Genomic DNA, 16,223 nt, shown 5'->3' with positions numbered 1-16,223 from the left:
CCGACCTTCGCGGAGACCGTCATGTCCAGTGCACCGTTCGACCTGCCCAGACGCAATGTGCTCGCCCTCGCCGCGGCCACCGGCGCCCTCGCCGGACTGCCCGCCTTCACCGCCTCGGCCGCACCGCAGCGCCCCGCCGACTCCCCGACCGACAGCGGCACTTCACACCACACCCTGTGGTGGCAGGCGCCCGCGGGCGACACCTCGATGATCGAACAGGGCCTCCCTGTCGGCAACGGCCGGCTCGGCGCTCTCGCGAGCAACGACCCGGGCCACGAGGTCCTCCTCGTCACCGACGCCACGATGTGGACCGGAGGCCTCAACGACACGCTCGACTCCGACGGCCAATTCCCCTACGGCCGCGCGGACTTCGGGTCCCTGACGCTGCTCGCCAAGCTCACCGTCGACATCCCCGACCACGACCTGGGCGCCGTCTCCGGCTACCGCCGCACCCTCGACCTGGAGCGGGGCGTGGTGGGAGCCTCCTACGTCCGCTCGGGGGTGACGTACCAGCGGGAGATCTTCGCCAGCCGCCCCGACGACGCGATCGTCCTCCACTTCAGCCAGAACGGCGGCGGACGCTACACCGGCACGATCACGCTGGAGGGGACGCACGGCGAGGCCCCCGCGACCTCCTTCGGCGCCGCGTTCGCCAACGGTCTGAAGTACGGGGCCGCCGTCACCGCCTACGGCAGCGGCGGCCGGGTCACCGTGAGCGGCGCGCACATCACCTTCTCCGGCTGCAAGGACCTGACCGTCGTGGTCAGCGGCGGCACCGACTACGCGCCGGACCCCGCCCACGGCTACCGCGACCCCAAGGCCGACCCGCAGAAGCTCGCCCGCGGCAAGGTCCGCGCCGCCGCCGAGCACTCGGCCGACACCCTGCTGCGCACCCATGTCGCCGACCACCGAACGGCGTTCGGGACGTTCGGCCTCTCGCTCGGCGAGTCGACCGCCGAGCAGCGCGCGCTCGACACCTGGGAGCGCATCCGACTGCGCGCCACGAGTGGCGAACCCGACCCCGAACTGGAGGCCGCCTACGTACAGTTCGGCCGCTACCTCATGGTCGGCTCATCGCGCGGCAGCCTGCCGATGGGGCTCCAGGGGGTGTGGCTGGACGGCAACGACCCGGACTGGATGGGCGATTACCACACCGACATCAACATCCAGATGAACTACTGGATGGCCGACCGGGTGGGCCTGTCCTCCTGCTTCGACGCGTTCACCGACTACTGCGTCACCCAGGTGAAGGACTGGACCGAGCTGACCGGCAGGCTGTTCCAGGACCCCCACAACCGCTTCCGCAACACCAGCGGAAAGGTCGCCGGCTGGACCGTCGCGTTCTCCACCAACCCCTATGGCGGACTGGGCTGGTGGTGGCACCCGGCGGGCAACGCCTGGCTGTGCAACAGCCTGTGGGAGCACTACGAGTTCACGCACTCCCGGACCCACCTGGAGAAGATCTACCCCCTCCTGAAGGGTGCCTGCGAGTTCTGGGAGACGCGGCTGGTCACCACCACCCTGGACAACGGCAAGGAGGTACTGGTCGCGGACCACGACTGGTCGCCCGAGCAGGGTCCGCAGGACGGCAGGGGCAACACCTACGCCCAGGAAGTGGTGTGGACCCTCTTCGGCAACTACGCGGCCGCGTCGGCCGAGTTGCAGCGCGACAGCGGGTTCGCGAACACGATCTCGGGTCTGCGCAGGCGGCTGTACCTGCCCGAGGTGAGCCCCACGTCCGGCTGGCTGGAGGAGTGGATGTCGCCCGACAACCTCGGCGAGACCACCCACCGCCATCTGTCCCCGCTGATCAATCTGTTCCCCGGCGACCGCATCCGCCCCGACGGCTCCACCCCGAAGGGCATCGTCGACGGCGCCACCGCCCTGCTCACCGCGCGCGGCATGAACAGCTTCGGCTGGGCCAACGCCTGGCGCAGCCTGTGCTGGGCCCGCCTCAAGAACGCCGACAACGCCTACCAGTTGATCGTCAACAACCTCCGCCCGTCGGAGAACGGCACCAACGGCACCGCCTTCAACCTCTTCGACATCTACGAGGTGGAGACCGGCCGCGGCATCTTCCAGATCGAGGCCAACTTCGGCACCCCGGCCGCCGTGACCGAGATGCTCCTCTACTCCCGGCCCGGCCATCTGGAGCTGCTGCCCGCTCTCCCGGACGCCTGGGCCGACTCCGGCTCGATCACCGGGGCCGGTGCCCGCGGCGGCTTCGTCGTCGACCTGCGCTGGAAGAACGGCAGGCCGACCGAGGTCAAGCTCCGCAGTGTCGGCGGTCGCACCACGACCGTCGCCCACGGGGGGAAGACCCGCACGGTGACCGTCAAGCCGGGCGGGTCCGTCACGCTGCGGGACTTCGCCCGGTGAGCGCCGGACGGGCACGACTGCGCCGCACGGCCGCACTCCTCCTGCTCGCCGCCGCCTTCCAGGCCGGACCCGCACACGCGCAACCGCAAGCACAGGCGCAGGTGAAGGCCGTGAACGACCCGAAGGGCGTGATCACTTGGGGAGCGAGCGCCGACCGCCTCGGTGACGGCGTCGCCGACCGCGGCTACCGGCTGGTCGTGCACACCAGCGTGGCCGGCGGCGATCCGCGGATCCGGCTCTCCAACGCCTTCGGCGACCGGCCGCTGACCTTCGACAGCGCCTACGCAGGTGTGCAGAAGTCGGGCGCCGCGCTCGTCCCCGGCTCCAACCGGCGGCTCACCTTCGGCGGCGCCCAGTCGGTCACGATCCCCGCGGGCGAAATCGCCTACAGCGACCCCCTCCCCGGCAGGCTGCCCGCCGCGACCAACCTCGTGGTCAGCATCCACACCCCGGACGCGGCGGGCCCGGCGACCGGCCACGGCATGGCCATGCAGACGTCGTACGTCACCCAGGGCGACCACACCGGCCAGGAGGACGCCACCGCCTGGACGGACACCACCGGCTCCTGGTTCTACCTCGACGCCGTCTCCGTACGGCCGAGCGCGGGCATCGGGGCCGTGGTCACGCTCGGGGACTCCATCACGGACGGCTGGGCGTCCACGTCGGACCTCAACCGGCGCTGGCCCGACTACCTGGCCCGGCGGCTCCAGAACGCCCGCACGACCGTCAAGGGCGTGGCCGACGAGGGGATCTCGGGCAACAAGGTCCTCGCGGACGGCGCCGGGCAGAGCGCGCTGAACCGGTTGCAGCGCGATGTGCTCTCGCAGCCCGGCGTCCGCACCGTGTTCCTCTTCGAGGGCGTCAACGACATCAAGGCGCACTCCGGGGTCACCGCCCAGGACCTGATCGCCGGCTACCGCGAGATCATCGAGCGGGCGCACGCGGCCGGGAAGTGTGTCGTCGGCGCCACCGTCGGACCGTTCAAGGGCTGGCCCGAATGGGACGCGGCCGGTGAGGCGGTACGCCAGGAGGTCAACCGGTTCATCAGGAGCAGCGGGGAACTGGACGCGGTCACCGACTTCGACCACATCCTCCGCAGCCCCTACGACCAGGAGAGGATGCTCCCCTTCCTCGACGGCGGCGACCACATCCACCCCAACGACAAGGGGATGGCGGCCATGGCCGACGCGGTCGACCTCAACGCCCTCGACTGCCGGAGGTGAACCTCAGCCGGACGTCGTCGCCTCCGGGGTGATCAGGCCCTGGCGGTAGGCGATCGCCACCGCCTCCGTACGGCTCGCGGCGCTCAGCTTCGCGAGGATGTTGGAGACGTGGACGCTCGCCGTCTTGCCGCTGATGAACAGCTCCTCGCCGATCTGGCGGTTGCTGCGGCCCAGCGCGAGCAGCCGCAGCACGTCCTGCTCGCGGGCCGTCAGCGGCGAGGGGCGGTCACCGGTGTCCGGCGCCGGGTCGCCCAGGCGGCCACGGCGGATCAGGGTGTCCAGCTGGGCGAGCAGAGGCGCGGCGCCGAGCCGGGCGGCCGTCTCCCGTGCCGTACGGGCCGGGGCGGTCGCCTCCGCACGGCGGTCGGCCGCCAACAAGGCCTCGGCGTAACGGAATTGGCAGCGCGCCAGTTCGTAGACATCGCCGTAGTCGAACGCGGTCACCGCCTTCTCCCAGGCCGCCGCGTCCGGTCCCGTGGTCGCGCGTGTCCACTCGGCCTCGGCGCGGGCCAGCCATGCCTGGCCCTCCGGACCCTGCGGCCGTGCCTCGCCGCCCGTGTCGGCCACGGACCGGGCCAGCTCGACGAGTTCCGTCGCGGTGTCCGCCCAGCGGCCCGCCCCCGCCTCGTCGCCGGTCTGCCGCAGCGCGGCGGCGCGGTCGGCGACCGAGGTCAGGGCGAGGGCGGCCAGCCGGACCGTGAGATCGGGGCGGCGCCCGGAGTCGTCGGTGAGCGCGGCGACCGCCGTACGCACCTGCTCGACCGCCGCCTCCGGATCGCCCTGGAGAGCGCCCGCGTCGGTCAGCGCGATGCTCGACACCATCACGGCCATCCAGTCGAACGGCCCGTCCAGGAGCGCCCGCGCCCGCTCCACGGCCCCCAAGTCCCCGCGCGCCAGCGCCACATACAGTGCGGGACCCATGGTGAACCCGGCCGCGTGCGGCAGCGACGCCGCGTCACTCGCGGCGGCCTTCAGGCACTCGTCCCAGCGGCCCAGCGTGTACAGCACCAGGAGCTGGAGATACCGCATCTCCAGCGGATACGGCGACGAGAGCAGCCCGGCGCGGCGGGCCCGGTCCAGGCCCTCGGTGAGCCAGGGCAGCGACTCCTCCAGCTCCCCGGACTCGAAACTGCCGATGGCGAGATGGAACAGGGCGCGCATCTCCACCGGCGCGTGCCCGGACCGCCGGGCCAGCTCGCGTGCCTCCGCGAGCCGCTCCCGGCCCTTGCGGGTGCGTCGGCCGCCCTCTTCCAGAGTGGCCAGCGAGATCAGCAAGTCGGCCCGGGCGTCGGTCAGTTGGAGTTCCTCGGCGACACCGAGGGCCTGGCGGGCGATCCGCAGCGCGATCTCGTCCTCGCCGACCTGACGCGCCGCCAGCACATGCGTGGCCGCCGCCCACACCCAGGTCCGCGAGGGCGGGTCGGCGGGGATCATCGCGAGCGCCTCGCTGCTGTACGCGAACGCGGCCGTGAGGCTGTCGACGCCCATGAGGTTCCCGGCCAGCGTGTAGCGGACGCGGGCGGCCAGTTCGGAGTCCGTGTCCTGGCCGATCCCGGCGAGCGCGGACCGGGTGAGGGAGACCGCGCGGTGCGCGTCCCCGGCATGGGCCGCCGCGGCGGACGCGCGCAGGGTGAGGGTCACGCTGTCGGTGCCCTCGCCCGAGGGCCGGGCGGCCGGGTCGACCGACGACCACAGGTCGAGGACGGTCTCCAGATGCCGTAGCTCCTCGGCGGGCGCGCCCACGCGCTGGGCGTGGTCGGCGGCCTCCAGGGAGGCGGCCAGCGCCTCGGCGAGGTCGTGGCTCTCGCGGTAGTGGTGGGCGCGCTCCGCCGCGCTCTCGGCGGGGTGACCGCGTGAGGCGAGGAGGCGGGCGAACGCGCCGTGCTGCCGGGAGCGCTCGCCGGGGAGCAGGTCGGCGTACACCGCCTCGCGGGCGAGGGCGTGCCGGAAGGAGTACGTGTCGCCGTGCCCGGGGACCAGGAGCTGGCGCTCGACGGCCTCGCGCAGCGCCGACTCCAGCTCGTCCTCGGGGAGCCGGACGGCGTCCCGCAGCAGGTCGTACTCGACGCGGCGCCCGGCGACGGCGGCGGTGCGCAGTACCTGCTGGGCGGTGTCGGAGAGCTGCTCGAAACGGATCAGCAGGACGTCGGCAAGACCGCTCGGCACCCCGCCCGCCTCCAGGTCGCTCGCGGCGAGCAACTCCTCGGCGTAGAAGGCGTTTCCCTCGGCGCGCTCGACGATCCGGCGGACCGTGCCGTCCGGCACCGGGGCCGTGCGCAGCGCGCGCACCAGCCGGGCGACCTCGGCGTCCGCCATGGGCCGCAGCTCGATCCGCTCCACGGCGGGCAGCCGGACCAGCTCGGCCAGCAGGGGCCGCAGAGGATGGCGGCGATGGAGGTCGTCCGCGCGGTACGACGCGAGGACCGCGAGGCGGTGGGTGGGGGTGCCGCCCGCCGGGCGCTGGAGGATGCCCCGGCTGAGCAGGAAGCGGAGCAGGTCGCGGGAGGACTGGTCGGCCCAGTGCAGGTCCTCCAGGACCAGCAGCAGGGGTGCGATGTCCGCGAGGTCGGCGAGGAGTCCCGCGATGCCCTCGAAGAGCCGCAGCCGGCCGCCCGCGTCGCGGTCCGCGTCCGAACCGGCGCCCAGCAGCCGGTCGACCGCCGGATGCGCGGCCAGTGCCCCCGCGAACCGCTCGTCGTCGGCGAGCGCCCCAAGGATCTCGGTGAACGGGAGATACGGCAGACCGACGTCACCGAGGTCGACGCAGTGTCCGGTGAGCACCGTCATACCGGAGCCCGCGGCCCGCCCGGCGACCTCGTCCAGGACGCGCGTCTTGCCGACGCCCGCGTCCCCGGCGATCAGCACCGCCCCGGCCGTCCCCGCGCGGGCACGGTCCAGGACACCGGTGAGGCGGGCGAGTTCCTCGTCCCGGCCGATGAGCGGCGCTGCTGCTACGGATGACGACACGCCCCCATCCTGGCACGCGCCACCGACAACGCACCTGGCCACCGGGCGGAAGACGGCTCCCGCCCGGCGGTCCGGTTCAGCGCAGGGTCTCGGCCCAGTTTGCCGGCACGCGTCCCGCGGGACCCGGCACCGGCTGGTCCTTCGGGTGGCTCACCGGGGCGGCCAGCTCGGGACCGGAGTCGTACAGCTCGGAGGTGGTGAAGTTCCAGAACCAGTCCTCGCCCGGCTCGTAGCTCTGGATGAACGGGTGTCCCGTGGACTGGAAGTGGGCCGTGGCGTGCTTGGCGGGGGAGTCGTCGCAACAACCGACGTGACCGCACTGCGCGCACCGCCGGAGGTGGAACCACCAGCCGCCGGTCGCGTCGCACTCCACACAACCCGCCCCGCTCGGCGGGACGTTCGGCTCGATTCCTGCGATGTCGCTCATGCGGACTCCTCGGGCGTCTCGTTGTCGACGGCGGTGAGCGGCAGCAGGACCTGGAAGCGGGTGTCGCCCGGCACCGACTCCACCTGGAGGGTGCCGTGGTGCTTGTTGACGACGATCCGCCAGGAGATGTCCAGACCGAGTCCCGTGCCCTCGCCGACCGGCTTGGTGGTGAAGAACGGATCGAAGATACGGCCGCGGATCTCCTGCGGCACACCGGGCCCCGTGTCCCGGAACTCCACCATCAGCTGATCCCGCTCCAACGCCGTCCGCACCGTCAGCGTGCCGGTCCCCTCCGAACTCTCCATCGCCGAGACCGCGTTGTCGATCAGGTTCGTCCACACCTGGTTCAACTCGGCCGGATACGCGGGGATCTTGGGGAGCGAACGGTCGTACTCCTTGACGACCTTGATGCGGTCGCCGAACTTGCCCGCGAGCATCAGCAGGGTGCTGTCGAGGAGTTCGTGGACGTCGACCACCTGGTACGGCGCGCGGTCCAGCTGCGAGTACTGCTTGGCGGCCCCGACCAGGTTCGAGACGCGGGTCGTGGAGTCCTCGATCTCCGTCATCAACAGCTCTGTCTCGACCGTGTAGTTGAGCCAGCCGATCGCGCTCGGCAGGATCTCCGCGTCCACGGCCGCCGCGACCTGGTCCAGCCACTCGATGTCGAGACCGGCCTGCACGAACGTCGGCGCGATCTGCCACGACTCGGTGATCCCGTGGTCGTCGAGCCAGTCGGTGAGGGCGTCCTCGCGGTCCGAGGCCTCCAGGGGACTCAACGAGGGCGCCTTGGCGACCCGTTCGGCCGTGCGCTCCTGGATGTCGATCAGGTTGGCGAGCGCCTCGCGCGAATACCGGCCCGCCGAGATGACCCGCAGCTTGTGCCGCATCTTCGCCACCCGCTCGCGCAGCGCGGAGGTGGCGCGGACGGCGGCGGCCGCCGGATTGTTCAGCTCGTGCGTCAGCCCGGCCGACAACGACCCGAGCGCCAGCAGCCGTTCACGCTGGCTGATCGCCAACTGGGTGCTCTTCGAACCGAAGAAGAGGCCCTCCAGCAGGTGGACCGCCATCGGGAACCACTCGCTCATGATGTTCGCGAAGGTCTCGGCCGGCAGCACGAAGAACCGCGTCGGCTCCGTCACCCGCATCGAGTTGAGGTACACCTGCTGCACCCGGTCCCCGATGTAGGCCTGCATCGCGCCCGTGTACACCCCGCGCTGCGAGGTCCTGCTGACCTCCACGTCGTCGCCGCCGACCCGGCGCGACAGCACGACGGTGCCCTCGATCATCACGTAGAAGCAGGTCGCGGGTTCGCCCTCGGTGTAGACGGGCCCCGCCTCGAACAGCTCCACCTGACCGTCGCAGCACAGCCGGCCGAGCTGCTCCGGTGTGAGCTTCTCGAACAGGAACAGCGTGCCGATCTCCTGCGGGCTGCACGGCAGCACCTGGCCGCTCATGACTGCTCCAGGTAGCGGTGGACGAGCATCACGGCCATGGCTCCCTCTCCGACGGCGGACGCGACGCGTTTCGCGGACTCGGCGCGCGCGTCGCCCGCCACGAACACGCCGGGAATGTTGGTCTCCAGGTGGTACGGCGGCCGGTCCAGCTCCCAGCCCGCGGGCGGGGTGCCGTCCGGGGTGAGGTCGGGCCCGGACAGGATGAACCCGCGCTCGTCGCGGTGCACCGAGCCGTCCAGCCAGTCGGTCAGCGGGGCCGCGCCGATGAACACGAACATCCACTGCGCGTCGACGAGTTCGGTCTTCCCGCTCTCGGTGTCGCGCAGTGTGAGCTGCTCCAGATGGTCCGAGCCGTGCGCGGCCTCGACGACGGTGCCGGTGCGCACGGAGATGTTCTCGGCTTCGTTGATCTGCTGGATCAGGTAGTACGACATCGACGCGGCCAGCGAGCCTCCGCGCACCAGGAGCGTCACCGACTTGGCGCCCCGGGACAGGTACATCGCCGCCTGCCCGGCCGAGTTGGCGCCGCCGACGATGTACACGTCGTGGCCCTGGCAGGACGCTGCCTCGGTCAGCGCGGAGCCGTAGTAGACCCCGCAGCCCGTCAGGTCGGGTGTGCCGGGCGCCTCCAACTGCCGGTACGAGACGCCGGTCGCCAGGATCACGGCGTGTGCGGCGACGGCCGAGCCGTCCGCGAACCGGACGACGCGCGCGGAGCCGTTGACCTCAAGTCCCGTGACTTCGCGGGCGGTCAGGATCTCGGCACCGAACTTTCCGGCCTGCCGCCGTGCCCGGTCGGTGAGTTGGGCCCCCGAGACGCCGTCCGGGAAGCCGAGGTAGTTCTCGATGCGCGAACTCTGCCCGGCCTGCCCGCCGGTGGCCGACCGCTCGACGAGGACCGTCCGCAGTCCCTCCGAGGCCCCGTAGACGGCGGCGCCGAGTCCGGCGGGACCACCGCCGATGACGACGAGGTCGTAGAAGTCGGCCGTCGGTGTGGTCGCGAGGCCGACCTCGGTGGCCAGTTCGGTCGGCTCCGGCTCGACCAGGACGTTCCCGTCGGCGGTGATGACGAGCGGCAGCCTCTGCCCGTCCTGCCCGGCGGCGGACAGCAGCCGCAGCCCCTCCGGGGTGTCGGCCGAGTACCAGCGGTACGGCACCTGGTTGCGGGCCAGGAACTCCCGGACGTCCGAGGACCGCGCCGACCAGCGGTGACCGACCACCTTCGTGGCGGGCACGGGCCGGTAGTCGCTGTTGCGCCAGGCCTCCAGGAGGTCGTCCAGGACCGGGTAGAGCTTCTCCTCCGGCGGGTCCCACGGCTTCAGCAGATAGTGGTCGAGGTCCACGACGTTGATCGCGTCGATCGCCGCGTCCGTGTCCGCGTACGCGGTCAGCAGCACCCGGCGCGCGCCCGGATAGACGTCGAGGGCCTGCTCAAGGAATTCGATGCCGTTCATCTGCGGCATGCGGTAATCGGCCAGGATCACGGCCACGAGATCCCCGCGCAGCTTCAGCTCCCGCAACGCGTCCAGCGCGGACTCGCCGGACTCGGCGCGCACGATGCGGTACGACTCGCCGTAGCGCCGCCGCAGGTCACGGGCGACGGCACGGGAAACTCCCGGATCGTCGTCCACGGTCATGATGACGGTCCGCGCGGATTCGGCGGCCTGTGCCATACGTCTCCCACCCCGAGTGGTCGGCTTCACGGCACGGCGGCGCCGTTGTCACCGTGCCGGCTCACCCTCATCGTATGTTCGATCGCCCCGGTCCGCTCCGCTCCGCCTGATACGGGGCCTCAGGGGCGCCGGGAGCGCAACACGCAGAACTCGTTCCCCTCGGGATCCATCAGCGTCACCCACGACTGGCTGCTCCCACTCCAAGATCATGGTGAAGACTGAGGCCGACGCACATGACCGCACCACAGGGAGGCCACCGAATGACACGCCCGATCACCGCAGGGGTCGACGGATCGGCGGAGAGTCTCGCCGCACTCGCCTGGGCGGGCCGGGAGGCCGTACGGCGGGGGCTGGCGCTGCGGGTGGTGCGGGTGTGGCGGTACGAGGAGCACCAGGGCCTCGACGCGGCGGACCGGGACACCCAGGACGGCTGGGTGCGGGACGCGGCGGCCGAGGCCGCCAGGACGCTCGCCGAGCGTCACCCCGGCCTGGACGTGAGGACCGACGTCGTGGAGGGCGATCCCGTCGAGACGCTGACCGCCGCAGCTGCCGACGCCGAACTGCTGGTCCTCGGCTCACGCGGACACGGGCCCGTCGTCGGCTTCCTGCTGGGGTCCGTCGGTCAGCAGGTGATCGCGGACTCCGTACGGCCCGTCGTGCTGGTGCGCGCCGGGGACGACGCCTCCCGGGAGGCCGCGGGGCGGGAGATCGTCGTGGGCCAGCACGGCGACCCCGAGGACAGCGCCGCCGCGCTGGGCTTCGCCTTCGAGACGGCGGCGGCACGCGGCGCCACGGTCCGGGCCGTGCGGGCATGGACCCTGCCGCCGGTGTTCGCCTACAGCCCCGGCTCCCTGCGGCTTCTCGACGAGGCGGGTGGCCTGGAACCGTACGAGAGGAAGGGCCTCACCGAGGCGCTGGAGCCGTGGCGGCAGCGCTTCCCCGACGTGCCCGTGGTCGAGCACGTGGAGATCGGCAGCGCGGGGCAGGTGCTGCTGTCGGTCGCGGGGCGCGCCCAGTTGATGGTCGTCGGGCGACGCGCCCACCGGACGGCGGTGGGCGCGCGGATCGGCTCGGTCGCGCACGGGGTGCTGCACCACGCGGAGTGCCCGGTGGCCGTGGTGCCCGCGCCGGACGCCCCCTGAGGGTCGGACGGTGAACGCGCCTGACGCCTCCTGAGGGTCAGACGGTGAACGCCGTGCGGAAGCGGTCCAGGGCGCGCTCGCTGTCGCCATCCGAGGCCCAGGCCTCCATCGCGACCGTGCCGTCGTAGCCGATGTCGGCCAGCGCGCGGGCGATCGCCGGATAGTTGATCTCGCCGGTGCCCGGCTCCTGGCGGCCGGGCACGTCCGCGATCTGTATCTCGCCGATGAGGTCCGACTCGTGGGCGCGGCGGACCAGTTCGATGAGGTTCCCCTCGCCGATCTGCGCGTGGTACAGGTCAAGGTTCATGCGCAGGCCCGGGCGGTTCACCGCCTGGACCAGGGCCAGGGTGTCGGCCGCCGACGCGAACGGGACGCCCGGGTGGTCGACCGCGGCGTTCAGGTTCTCCAGCGTGAAGGTGACCCCGGCGCTCTCGCCCAGCTCCGCGAGGCGGGTCAGGGTGCGGTGGGCGGCGATCCACATCGCGCCCGTGGGCTCGCCGGTCACCGGGACCACCGGCAGGCCCGCGGAGTCCAGACCCGTGCCGTGCACGTTGAGCCGGGGGCAGCCCAGTTGGTCGGCGGCCTTCACCGACTCCTCGGCGGTGCGCAGGAGTTCGGCGGCGCCGGCCTCGTCGGTGAGACTGCCCCGGATGTAGCCCGTCATCGACGAGAACTCGGCCGGGGTCCGCGACAGCGCGTCCAGGTCGTGCCGGGTCCAGTCCCAGATCTCGACCTGGAAACCGGCTTCGTGGATACGCCGCGCCCGCTCATGGATCGGCAGGTCCCGGAAGACCATCTCGGCACAGACCGCCAACGTGTACATCAGTGCTCGCCCTCTTCTAGAACGTTCTAGATGGCAGTAGTACGCCACCGCGGGATTCCTGTGTCAAGGCTTCGCCGGGCATGTTTCTAGAACGTTGCAGTACCGTCGGACCAGGCCCTTCCCAGCGGCCTGCCGTCCCGGAGACCAGGCCCTTCGGAGCGGCTACCATCCCGGAACGGAACGACACCTCTACCGGAAGGACCCCCGTGCCGACGACCCCCGCGGTCCCCGACGGGAAGCGGCCCACGCTGGCCCATGTCGCGGCCCGGGCGGGCGTCTCCGTCGCACTGGTCTCCATCGTGATGCGCGGGGCCTACGGCGCGAGCGCCACCACCCGTGAGCGGGTCCTCAAGGCCGCCGAGGAGATCGGCTACCGGCCCGACACCCGGGCCAGGGTGCTGCGCAGCAACCGCTCCCGCCTCCTCGGCGTGCAGTTCGGCCTGCGCCACCCCTTCCACACCGACCTGGTGGAGGGCATCTACGCCGCCGCCGAACCCGCCGGCTACCAGGTCGCCCTGAGCGCGGTCGCCCCCTCGCGCGGCGAGCGGCAGGCCGTGGAGGCGCTGCTCGCCGACCGGTGCGAGGCGCTCGTCCTGCTCGGCCCCGAGGTCCCGGCCGCTCGCCTCGCGCAACTCGCGGCCCAGGTCCCGGTGGTCTCCGTGGCCCGGCGGCTGCGGCCCGCCCCGCCCGCGGTGGACGTCGTCCGCACCGCCGACGACGAGGGCGCCCGGCAGGCCGTGGACCACCTGGTCGCGCTCGGCCATCGCACCATCGCCCACATCGACGGCGGCAGGGCACCCGGTGCAGCCGACCGCCGCCGTGGCTACCGCACCGCGATGCACCGCCACGGCCTCGCCGACCACGTCCAGGTGCTGCCCGGCGGGCCCACCGAGGAGGACGGCGCGCGCGGCGCCCGCACCCTGCTCGCGGATGCCCCGACTGCCCGGCCCGGCGCGGTACTTGCCTTCAACGACCGCTCCGCCACCGGCGTCCTCGACACCCTCCTGCGCGCCGGTGTGTCCGTCCCCCGCGAGATCTCCGTGGTCGGCTTCGACGACACGAGCCTGTCCCGGCTCGCCCACGTCGACCTCACGACCGTCGCCCAGGACGTCCCGCGCCTCGCGGAACTCGCCGTCGGCCGCGCCATCGCCCGGCTCGACGGCGAGGCCGTACCGGACGGCGAGAGCGTGGTCCCGCCGCGCCTCGTGGTCCGCGGCACCACGGCCCCGCCCGCCACCGGCTGACCCGGGTCACTCCGGGGTGGTCGGCTCCAGCGTCTCGCGCGCCTTCGGCAGGATGTTCTTGAGGTAGTCCTCGACCGCCGTGTCCAGACCGATGTCGTGCTGGGCGTGTTCGGACAGGTACCAGCGGTGTTCCAGCAGCTCGTGGTAGATCTCCGCCGGGTCCATCGAGCCGCGCAGCTCCAGCGGTACGGCCCGCACGGTCGGCCGGAACACGTCCCGGACCCACCGGTGCGCGAGCACCTCGGGCCGGGCGGCGAGGGGATCGCCCGGGGCGTAGTCGTCCTGGGTGGCCATCCAGGACTCCAGGTCGTTCAGCAGCCGCCGCGCCTGGTTCTCCTCGGCGTCCAGGCCGGTCAGGCGCAGCAGTTGGCGCTGGTGGTGGCCCGCGTCGACGACCTTCGGCACGAAGGTCACCGTGTCGCCGTTCGAGGAGTGCTCGATCTGCATCTCGGCCACGTCGAAGCCGAGTTCGTTCAGCCGGCGGATACGGCGTTCGATGAAGTGGTACTTGCCCGCCGGGTACACCGAGACCCGCGTCAGCTCCTCCCACAGGCTCTGGTAGCGGGCGCAGATCTCCATGCCGAACTCGATCGGGTCGACGGACGGGTGCAGCGCCCCGGACGCCTCCAGGTCGAGCAGCTCCCCGCTGATGTTCACGCGGGCGAGGTCGAGGTCGTAGTCCCGCTGCCCGTTGCTGAGCTGCGGGTGCAGATCGCCGGTCTCCGCGTCCACCAGATACGCGGCGTACGCCCCCGCGTCCCGCCGGAACAGCGTGTTGGACAGCGAGCAGTCGCCCCATGCGAATCCGGCCAGGTGCAGCCGCACCAGCAGCACCGCGAGGGCGTCCATTAGCCGGTGCATGGTGGCCGGGCGCAGCGTCGTCTCGAACATCGAGCGGTACGGCATCGAGCCGCCCAGGTGCCGGGTGATCAGCACCGGCTCCAGCGGCTCGCCGGCGGCGTCGACGCGTCCGGTGACCACTGCGAGGGGGTCGACCGCGGGGATGCCGAGCCGGTCCAGGTCGCGCAGCAGCTCGTACTCGCGCAGCGCGGGCCGTTCCGCCAGCTCCTTGACGGCTATGACCTCGCTGCCGGCGCGGGCGTAGCGCACCACGTGGCGGGAGATGCCGCGCGGCAGCGGGACCAGGTATTCGTCGGGCCACTCCTCCAGCGGAACGTCCCAGGGCAGTTCCAGCAGGAGGACCGGATGCTCCGGGTTCGTCGCGTTGATCTGCAGTGCCATGGGGTGACCTTAGATCGCGTGTTCGCGGGCGCGCTTGGCCGCCTCACGGACCGGACCGGTGTGCACGGGACCGTGGCCGGGCAGCAGGGTGTCCGCGTCGAGCGCCTCGATGACGTCCAGCGAGGCCACGGCGCGGTCGCGCTCGTGGTGGAACATGTCGGGCAGCAGCTGCGGACCCTTGATCCGGGAGGTCGCGTGGCCGCTCACCAGGGCGTCTCCGGAGATCACGATCCCGCGCTCCGGGAGGTGGAAGACGCAGTGCCCGCCGGTGTGGCCGGGGGTGTGCACGGGGACGGGCCGGCCGGGCAGGTCGAGCGGGCCGTCCGGGTTCGGGAACGCCTCGGCCGCGGCGACCGGATTCTGTTCGGTGCCGCCGACGCGGATCGTGTGCACCATCCACGGCAGGACGCCAGGACGCCAGATGTTCTTCAACACGTCGCCGACGGTGACCTGTTGGAGGAACTCCCGCCGGGCGTGCGGTACTTCGGCCTCGTGCAGCAGGACCGGCGTGCCGTACGCGCTGTGCAGGTACTCCGCCGAACCGAGGTGGTCGTTGTGCGCGTGGGTGATCAGCACCGCCGTGAGCGACGTCGGTGAACTCCCCACCTGCGCAAGGGAGTCGAGCAGCAGCTCGCGGTCACCGGGGTATCCGGTGTCGACCAGCGTGGCCGCGTCGCCGTCCGTGAGAATCACCCAGTTGGTGTTGCTGCCGTGCACCAGGTAGGTACCGTCGGCGACTTGGCGCACTTCTGCCCGCATGATCGTCCCTCGTGAGGTGGTGCCCCGTACGGGGACAGCCAACCAGACGCGGACGAGATCGGCTCGCGCGGGGGAAGCCGCCTCCGGCGCCGTCCGCCGGAGGCGGCCCCCGCGTGCGTCCGAAGCGGCCGCCTCTCCGCCTCAGCGCACGCCGTGCGGGCGGAACTGCACGCTGATGCGCGGTCCCGCGGCGCGGTTGGTCTTGGGGACGCAGTGCTCCCAGGTCCGCTGGCAGGAGCCGCCCATCACGATCAGGTCGCCGTGTCCCAGCGGGCGCCGCACCGACTCGCCGCCGCGCACCGGCCGCAGCAGCAGATCGCGGGGCGCGCCCACGGAGAGGATCGCCACCATCGTGTCCTCGCGGGCACCCCGCCCGATCCGGTCGCCGTGCCAGGCCACGCTGTCCCGGCCGTCGCGGTAGTAGCAGAGCCCGGAGGTGGCGAACGGCTCGCCCAACTCCCGTGCGTAGTGGACCGACAGGGCGTCCCGCGCCTCGGCGAGCACCGGGTGGGGCAGCGTGTCGTCGGCGCCGTAGAAGGCGAGCAGTCGCGGTACGGCGACGACCTGGTCGTACATCTGACGGCGCTCGGCGCGCCACGGGACCTCGGTGGCCAGTTCCTCGAAGAGGGCGTCGGCGCCGGAGAGCCACCCGGGCAGCACGTCGATCCAGGCGCCGAGTCCCAGTGCCGTGCGGTGTATCCCGTCGAGGGGGCCGAGGCGGAGCTGGTCGGTCTGGTCGAAGAGGGAGCCCTGGAGGTGGTGCGCGGTCATGGGACCAGCGTACTCCTTATTCGAATATCTGTTCCAATAGAGTTCCCGCACTTCTTCCGCGGTGCTTCCCGTGACGCTTCCCCCTCCGTGCTCCGCCCCCGACGCTTCTTCGGTCGCAC

The 16,223-nt window shown here is 72.1% G+C and carries 12 protein-coding genes; 4 read left to right on the top strand and 8 right to left on the bottom strand.

Annotated features, from left to right (window positions below; all coding sequences use genetic code 11):
• Positions 1 to 21: 21 nt before the first annotated feature.
• The gene (locus ACIRB1_RS16705; RefSeq protein WP_403466030.1) at positions 22 to 2,379 is read left to right on the top strand and encodes a glycosyl hydrolase family 95 catalytic domain-containing protein; all 2,358 of its coding nucleotides are present in this window, start codon (positions 22 to 24) and stop codon (positions 2,377 to 2,379) included.
• Entirely contained in the window at positions 2,376 to 3,602 is a 1,227-nt protein-coding gene (locus tag ACIRB1_RS16700) for an SGNH/GDSL hydrolase family protein (RefSeq protein WP_403466029.1), read from the top strand. Before ACIRB1_RS16705 ends, ACIRB1_RS16700 begins: the two co-directional genes overlap by 4 nt.
• 3 nt (positions 3,603 to 3,605) lie before the next feature.
• Here ACIRB1_RS16700 and ACIRB1_RS16695 read toward each other — a convergent pair whose 3' ends face one another.
• From ACIRB1_RS16695 to ACIRB1_RS16680, 4 genes are all read right to left on the bottom strand, one after another.
• Positions 3,606 to 6,569 (bottom strand): AAA family ATPase, encoded by a 2,964-nt coding sequence (locus ACIRB1_RS16695; RefSeq protein ID WP_403466028.1) that lies wholly within the window; start codon positions 6,567 to 6,569, stop codon positions 3,606 to 3,608.
• Positions 6,570 to 6,645: 76 nt separating this feature from the next.
• Positions 6,646 to 6,996, bottom strand: a complete 351-nt coding sequence (locus tag ACIRB1_RS16690) for a UBP-type zinc finger domain-containing protein (RefSeq protein ID WP_352181400.1) — start codon at positions 6,994 to 6,996, stop codon at positions 6,646 to 6,648.
• Positions 6,993 to 8,450, bottom strand: coding sequence for an ATP-binding protein (locus ACIRB1_RS16685; protein ID WP_352181401.1), 1,458 nt, complete (start codon positions 8,448 to 8,450; stop codon positions 6,993 to 6,995). The genes ACIRB1_RS16690 and ACIRB1_RS16685 overlap by 4 nt, the downstream gene beginning before the upstream one ends.
• A complete protein-coding gene (locus ACIRB1_RS16680; protein WP_403466027.1) occupies positions 8,447 to 10,123 on the bottom strand; it encodes an FAD-dependent oxidoreductase in 1,677 nt (558 codons plus the stop codon). Before ACIRB1_RS16680 ends, ACIRB1_RS16685 begins: the two co-directional genes overlap by 4 nt.
• 260 nt (positions 10,124 to 10,383) lie before the next feature.
• Here ACIRB1_RS16680 and ACIRB1_RS16675 point away from each other — a divergent pair, with 260 nt between their 5' ends.
• Complete coding sequence (locus ACIRB1_RS16675; RefSeq protein WP_403466026.1) at positions 10,384 to 11,265, top strand: universal stress protein; 882 nt, start codon at positions 10,384 to 10,386, stop codon at positions 11,263 to 11,265.
• Positions 11,266 to 11,302: 37 nt separating this feature from the next.
• Here the strand turns inward: ACIRB1_RS16675 and ACIRB1_RS16670 are convergent, their stop codons facing one another.
• On the bottom strand, positions 11,303 to 12,088 hold the full coding sequence (locus ACIRB1_RS16670) for a TIM barrel protein (RefSeq protein WP_403466025.1): 786 nt from the start codon (positions 12,086 to 12,088) through the stop codon (positions 11,303 to 11,305).
• A 206-nt stretch (positions 12,089 to 12,294) separates the two neighbouring features.
• On the opposite strand from ACIRB1_RS16670, the gene ACIRB1_RS16665 reads away from it, so the two are divergent.
• Positions 12,295 to 13,332: a LacI family DNA-binding transcriptional regulator gene (locus ACIRB1_RS16665; protein ID WP_352181405.1), complete on the top strand. Its 1,038-nt coding sequence runs from the start codon at positions 12,295 to 12,297 to the stop codon at positions 13,330 to 13,332.
• 6 nt (positions 13,333 to 13,338) lie between these two features.
• Here the strand turns inward: ACIRB1_RS16665 and ACIRB1_RS16660 are convergent, their stop codons facing one another.
• The 3 genes from ACIRB1_RS16660 to ACIRB1_RS16650 all read right to left on the bottom strand — a co-directional run bounded on the left by ACIRB1_RS16660 (position 13,339) and on the right by ACIRB1_RS16650 (position 16,104).
• Positions 13,339 to 14,574 (bottom strand): DUF4032 domain-containing protein, encoded by a 1,236-nt coding sequence (locus ACIRB1_RS16660; protein WP_352181406.1) that lies wholly within the window; start codon positions 14,572 to 14,574, stop codon positions 13,339 to 13,341.
• A 9-nt stretch (positions 14,575 to 14,583) separates the two neighbouring features.
• Positions 14,584 to 15,333: an MBL fold metallo-hydrolase gene (locus ACIRB1_RS16655; protein ID WP_352181407.1), complete on the bottom strand. Its 750-nt coding sequence runs from the start codon at positions 15,331 to 15,333 to the stop codon at positions 14,584 to 14,586.
• 141 nt (positions 15,334 to 15,474) lie between these two features.
• Entirely contained in the window at positions 15,475 to 16,104 is a 630-nt protein-coding gene (locus ACIRB1_RS16650) for an alpha-ketoglutarate-dependent dioxygenase AlkB (RefSeq protein WP_352181408.1), read from the bottom strand.
• Positions 16,105 to 16,223 lie beyond the last annotated feature (119 nt).

It is taken from the genome of Streptomyces sp. NPDC096013 (assembly GCF_044763565.1).
Classification (GTDB): domain Bacteria; phylum Actinomycetota; class Actinomycetes; order Streptomycetales; family Streptomycetaceae; genus Streptomyces.
Note: the sequence above shows the minus strand (reverse complement) of the source record. Positions and strands in the feature narration are given on the sequence as shown.

Excerpts from the sequence above, each read along its gene's own strand:
- ACIRB1_RS16660 (WP_352181406.1), bottom strand. The coding sequence starts at position 14,574 with ATGGCACTGCAGATCAACGCGACGAACCCGGAGCATCCGGTCCTCCTG.
- ACIRB1_RS16650 (WP_352181408.1), bottom strand. The coding sequence starts at position 16,104 with ATGACCGCGCACCACCTCCAGGGCTCCCTCTTCGACCAGACCGACCAG.
- ACIRB1_RS16655 (WP_352181407.1), bottom strand. The coding sequence starts at position 15,333 with ATGCGGGCAGAAGTGCGCCAAGTCGCCGACGGTACCTACCTGGTGCAC.
- ACIRB1_RS16670 (WP_403466025.1), bottom strand. The coding sequence starts at position 12,088 with ATGTACACGTTGGCGGTCTGTGCCGAGATGGTCTTCCGGGACCTGCCG.
- ACIRB1_RS16690 (WP_352181400.1), bottom strand. The coding sequence starts at position 6,996 with ATGAGCGACATCGCAGGAATCGAGCCGAACGTCCCGCCGAGCGGGGCG.
- ACIRB1_RS16680 (WP_403466027.1), bottom strand. The coding sequence starts at position 10,123 with ATGGCACAGGCCGCCGAATCCGCGCGGACCGTCATCATGACCGTGGAC.
- ACIRB1_RS16705 (WP_403466030.1), top strand. The coding sequence starts at position 22 with ATGTCCAGTGCACCGTTCGACCTGCCCAGACGCAATGTGCTCGCCCTC.
- ACIRB1_RS16675 (WP_403466026.1), top strand. The coding sequence starts at position 10,384 with ATGACACGCCCGATCACCGCAGGGGTCGACGGATCGGCGGAGAGTCTC.
- ACIRB1_RS16685 (WP_352181401.1), bottom strand. The coding sequence starts at position 8,450 with ATGAGCGGCCAGGTGCTGCCGTGCAGCCCGCAGGAGATCGGCACGCTG.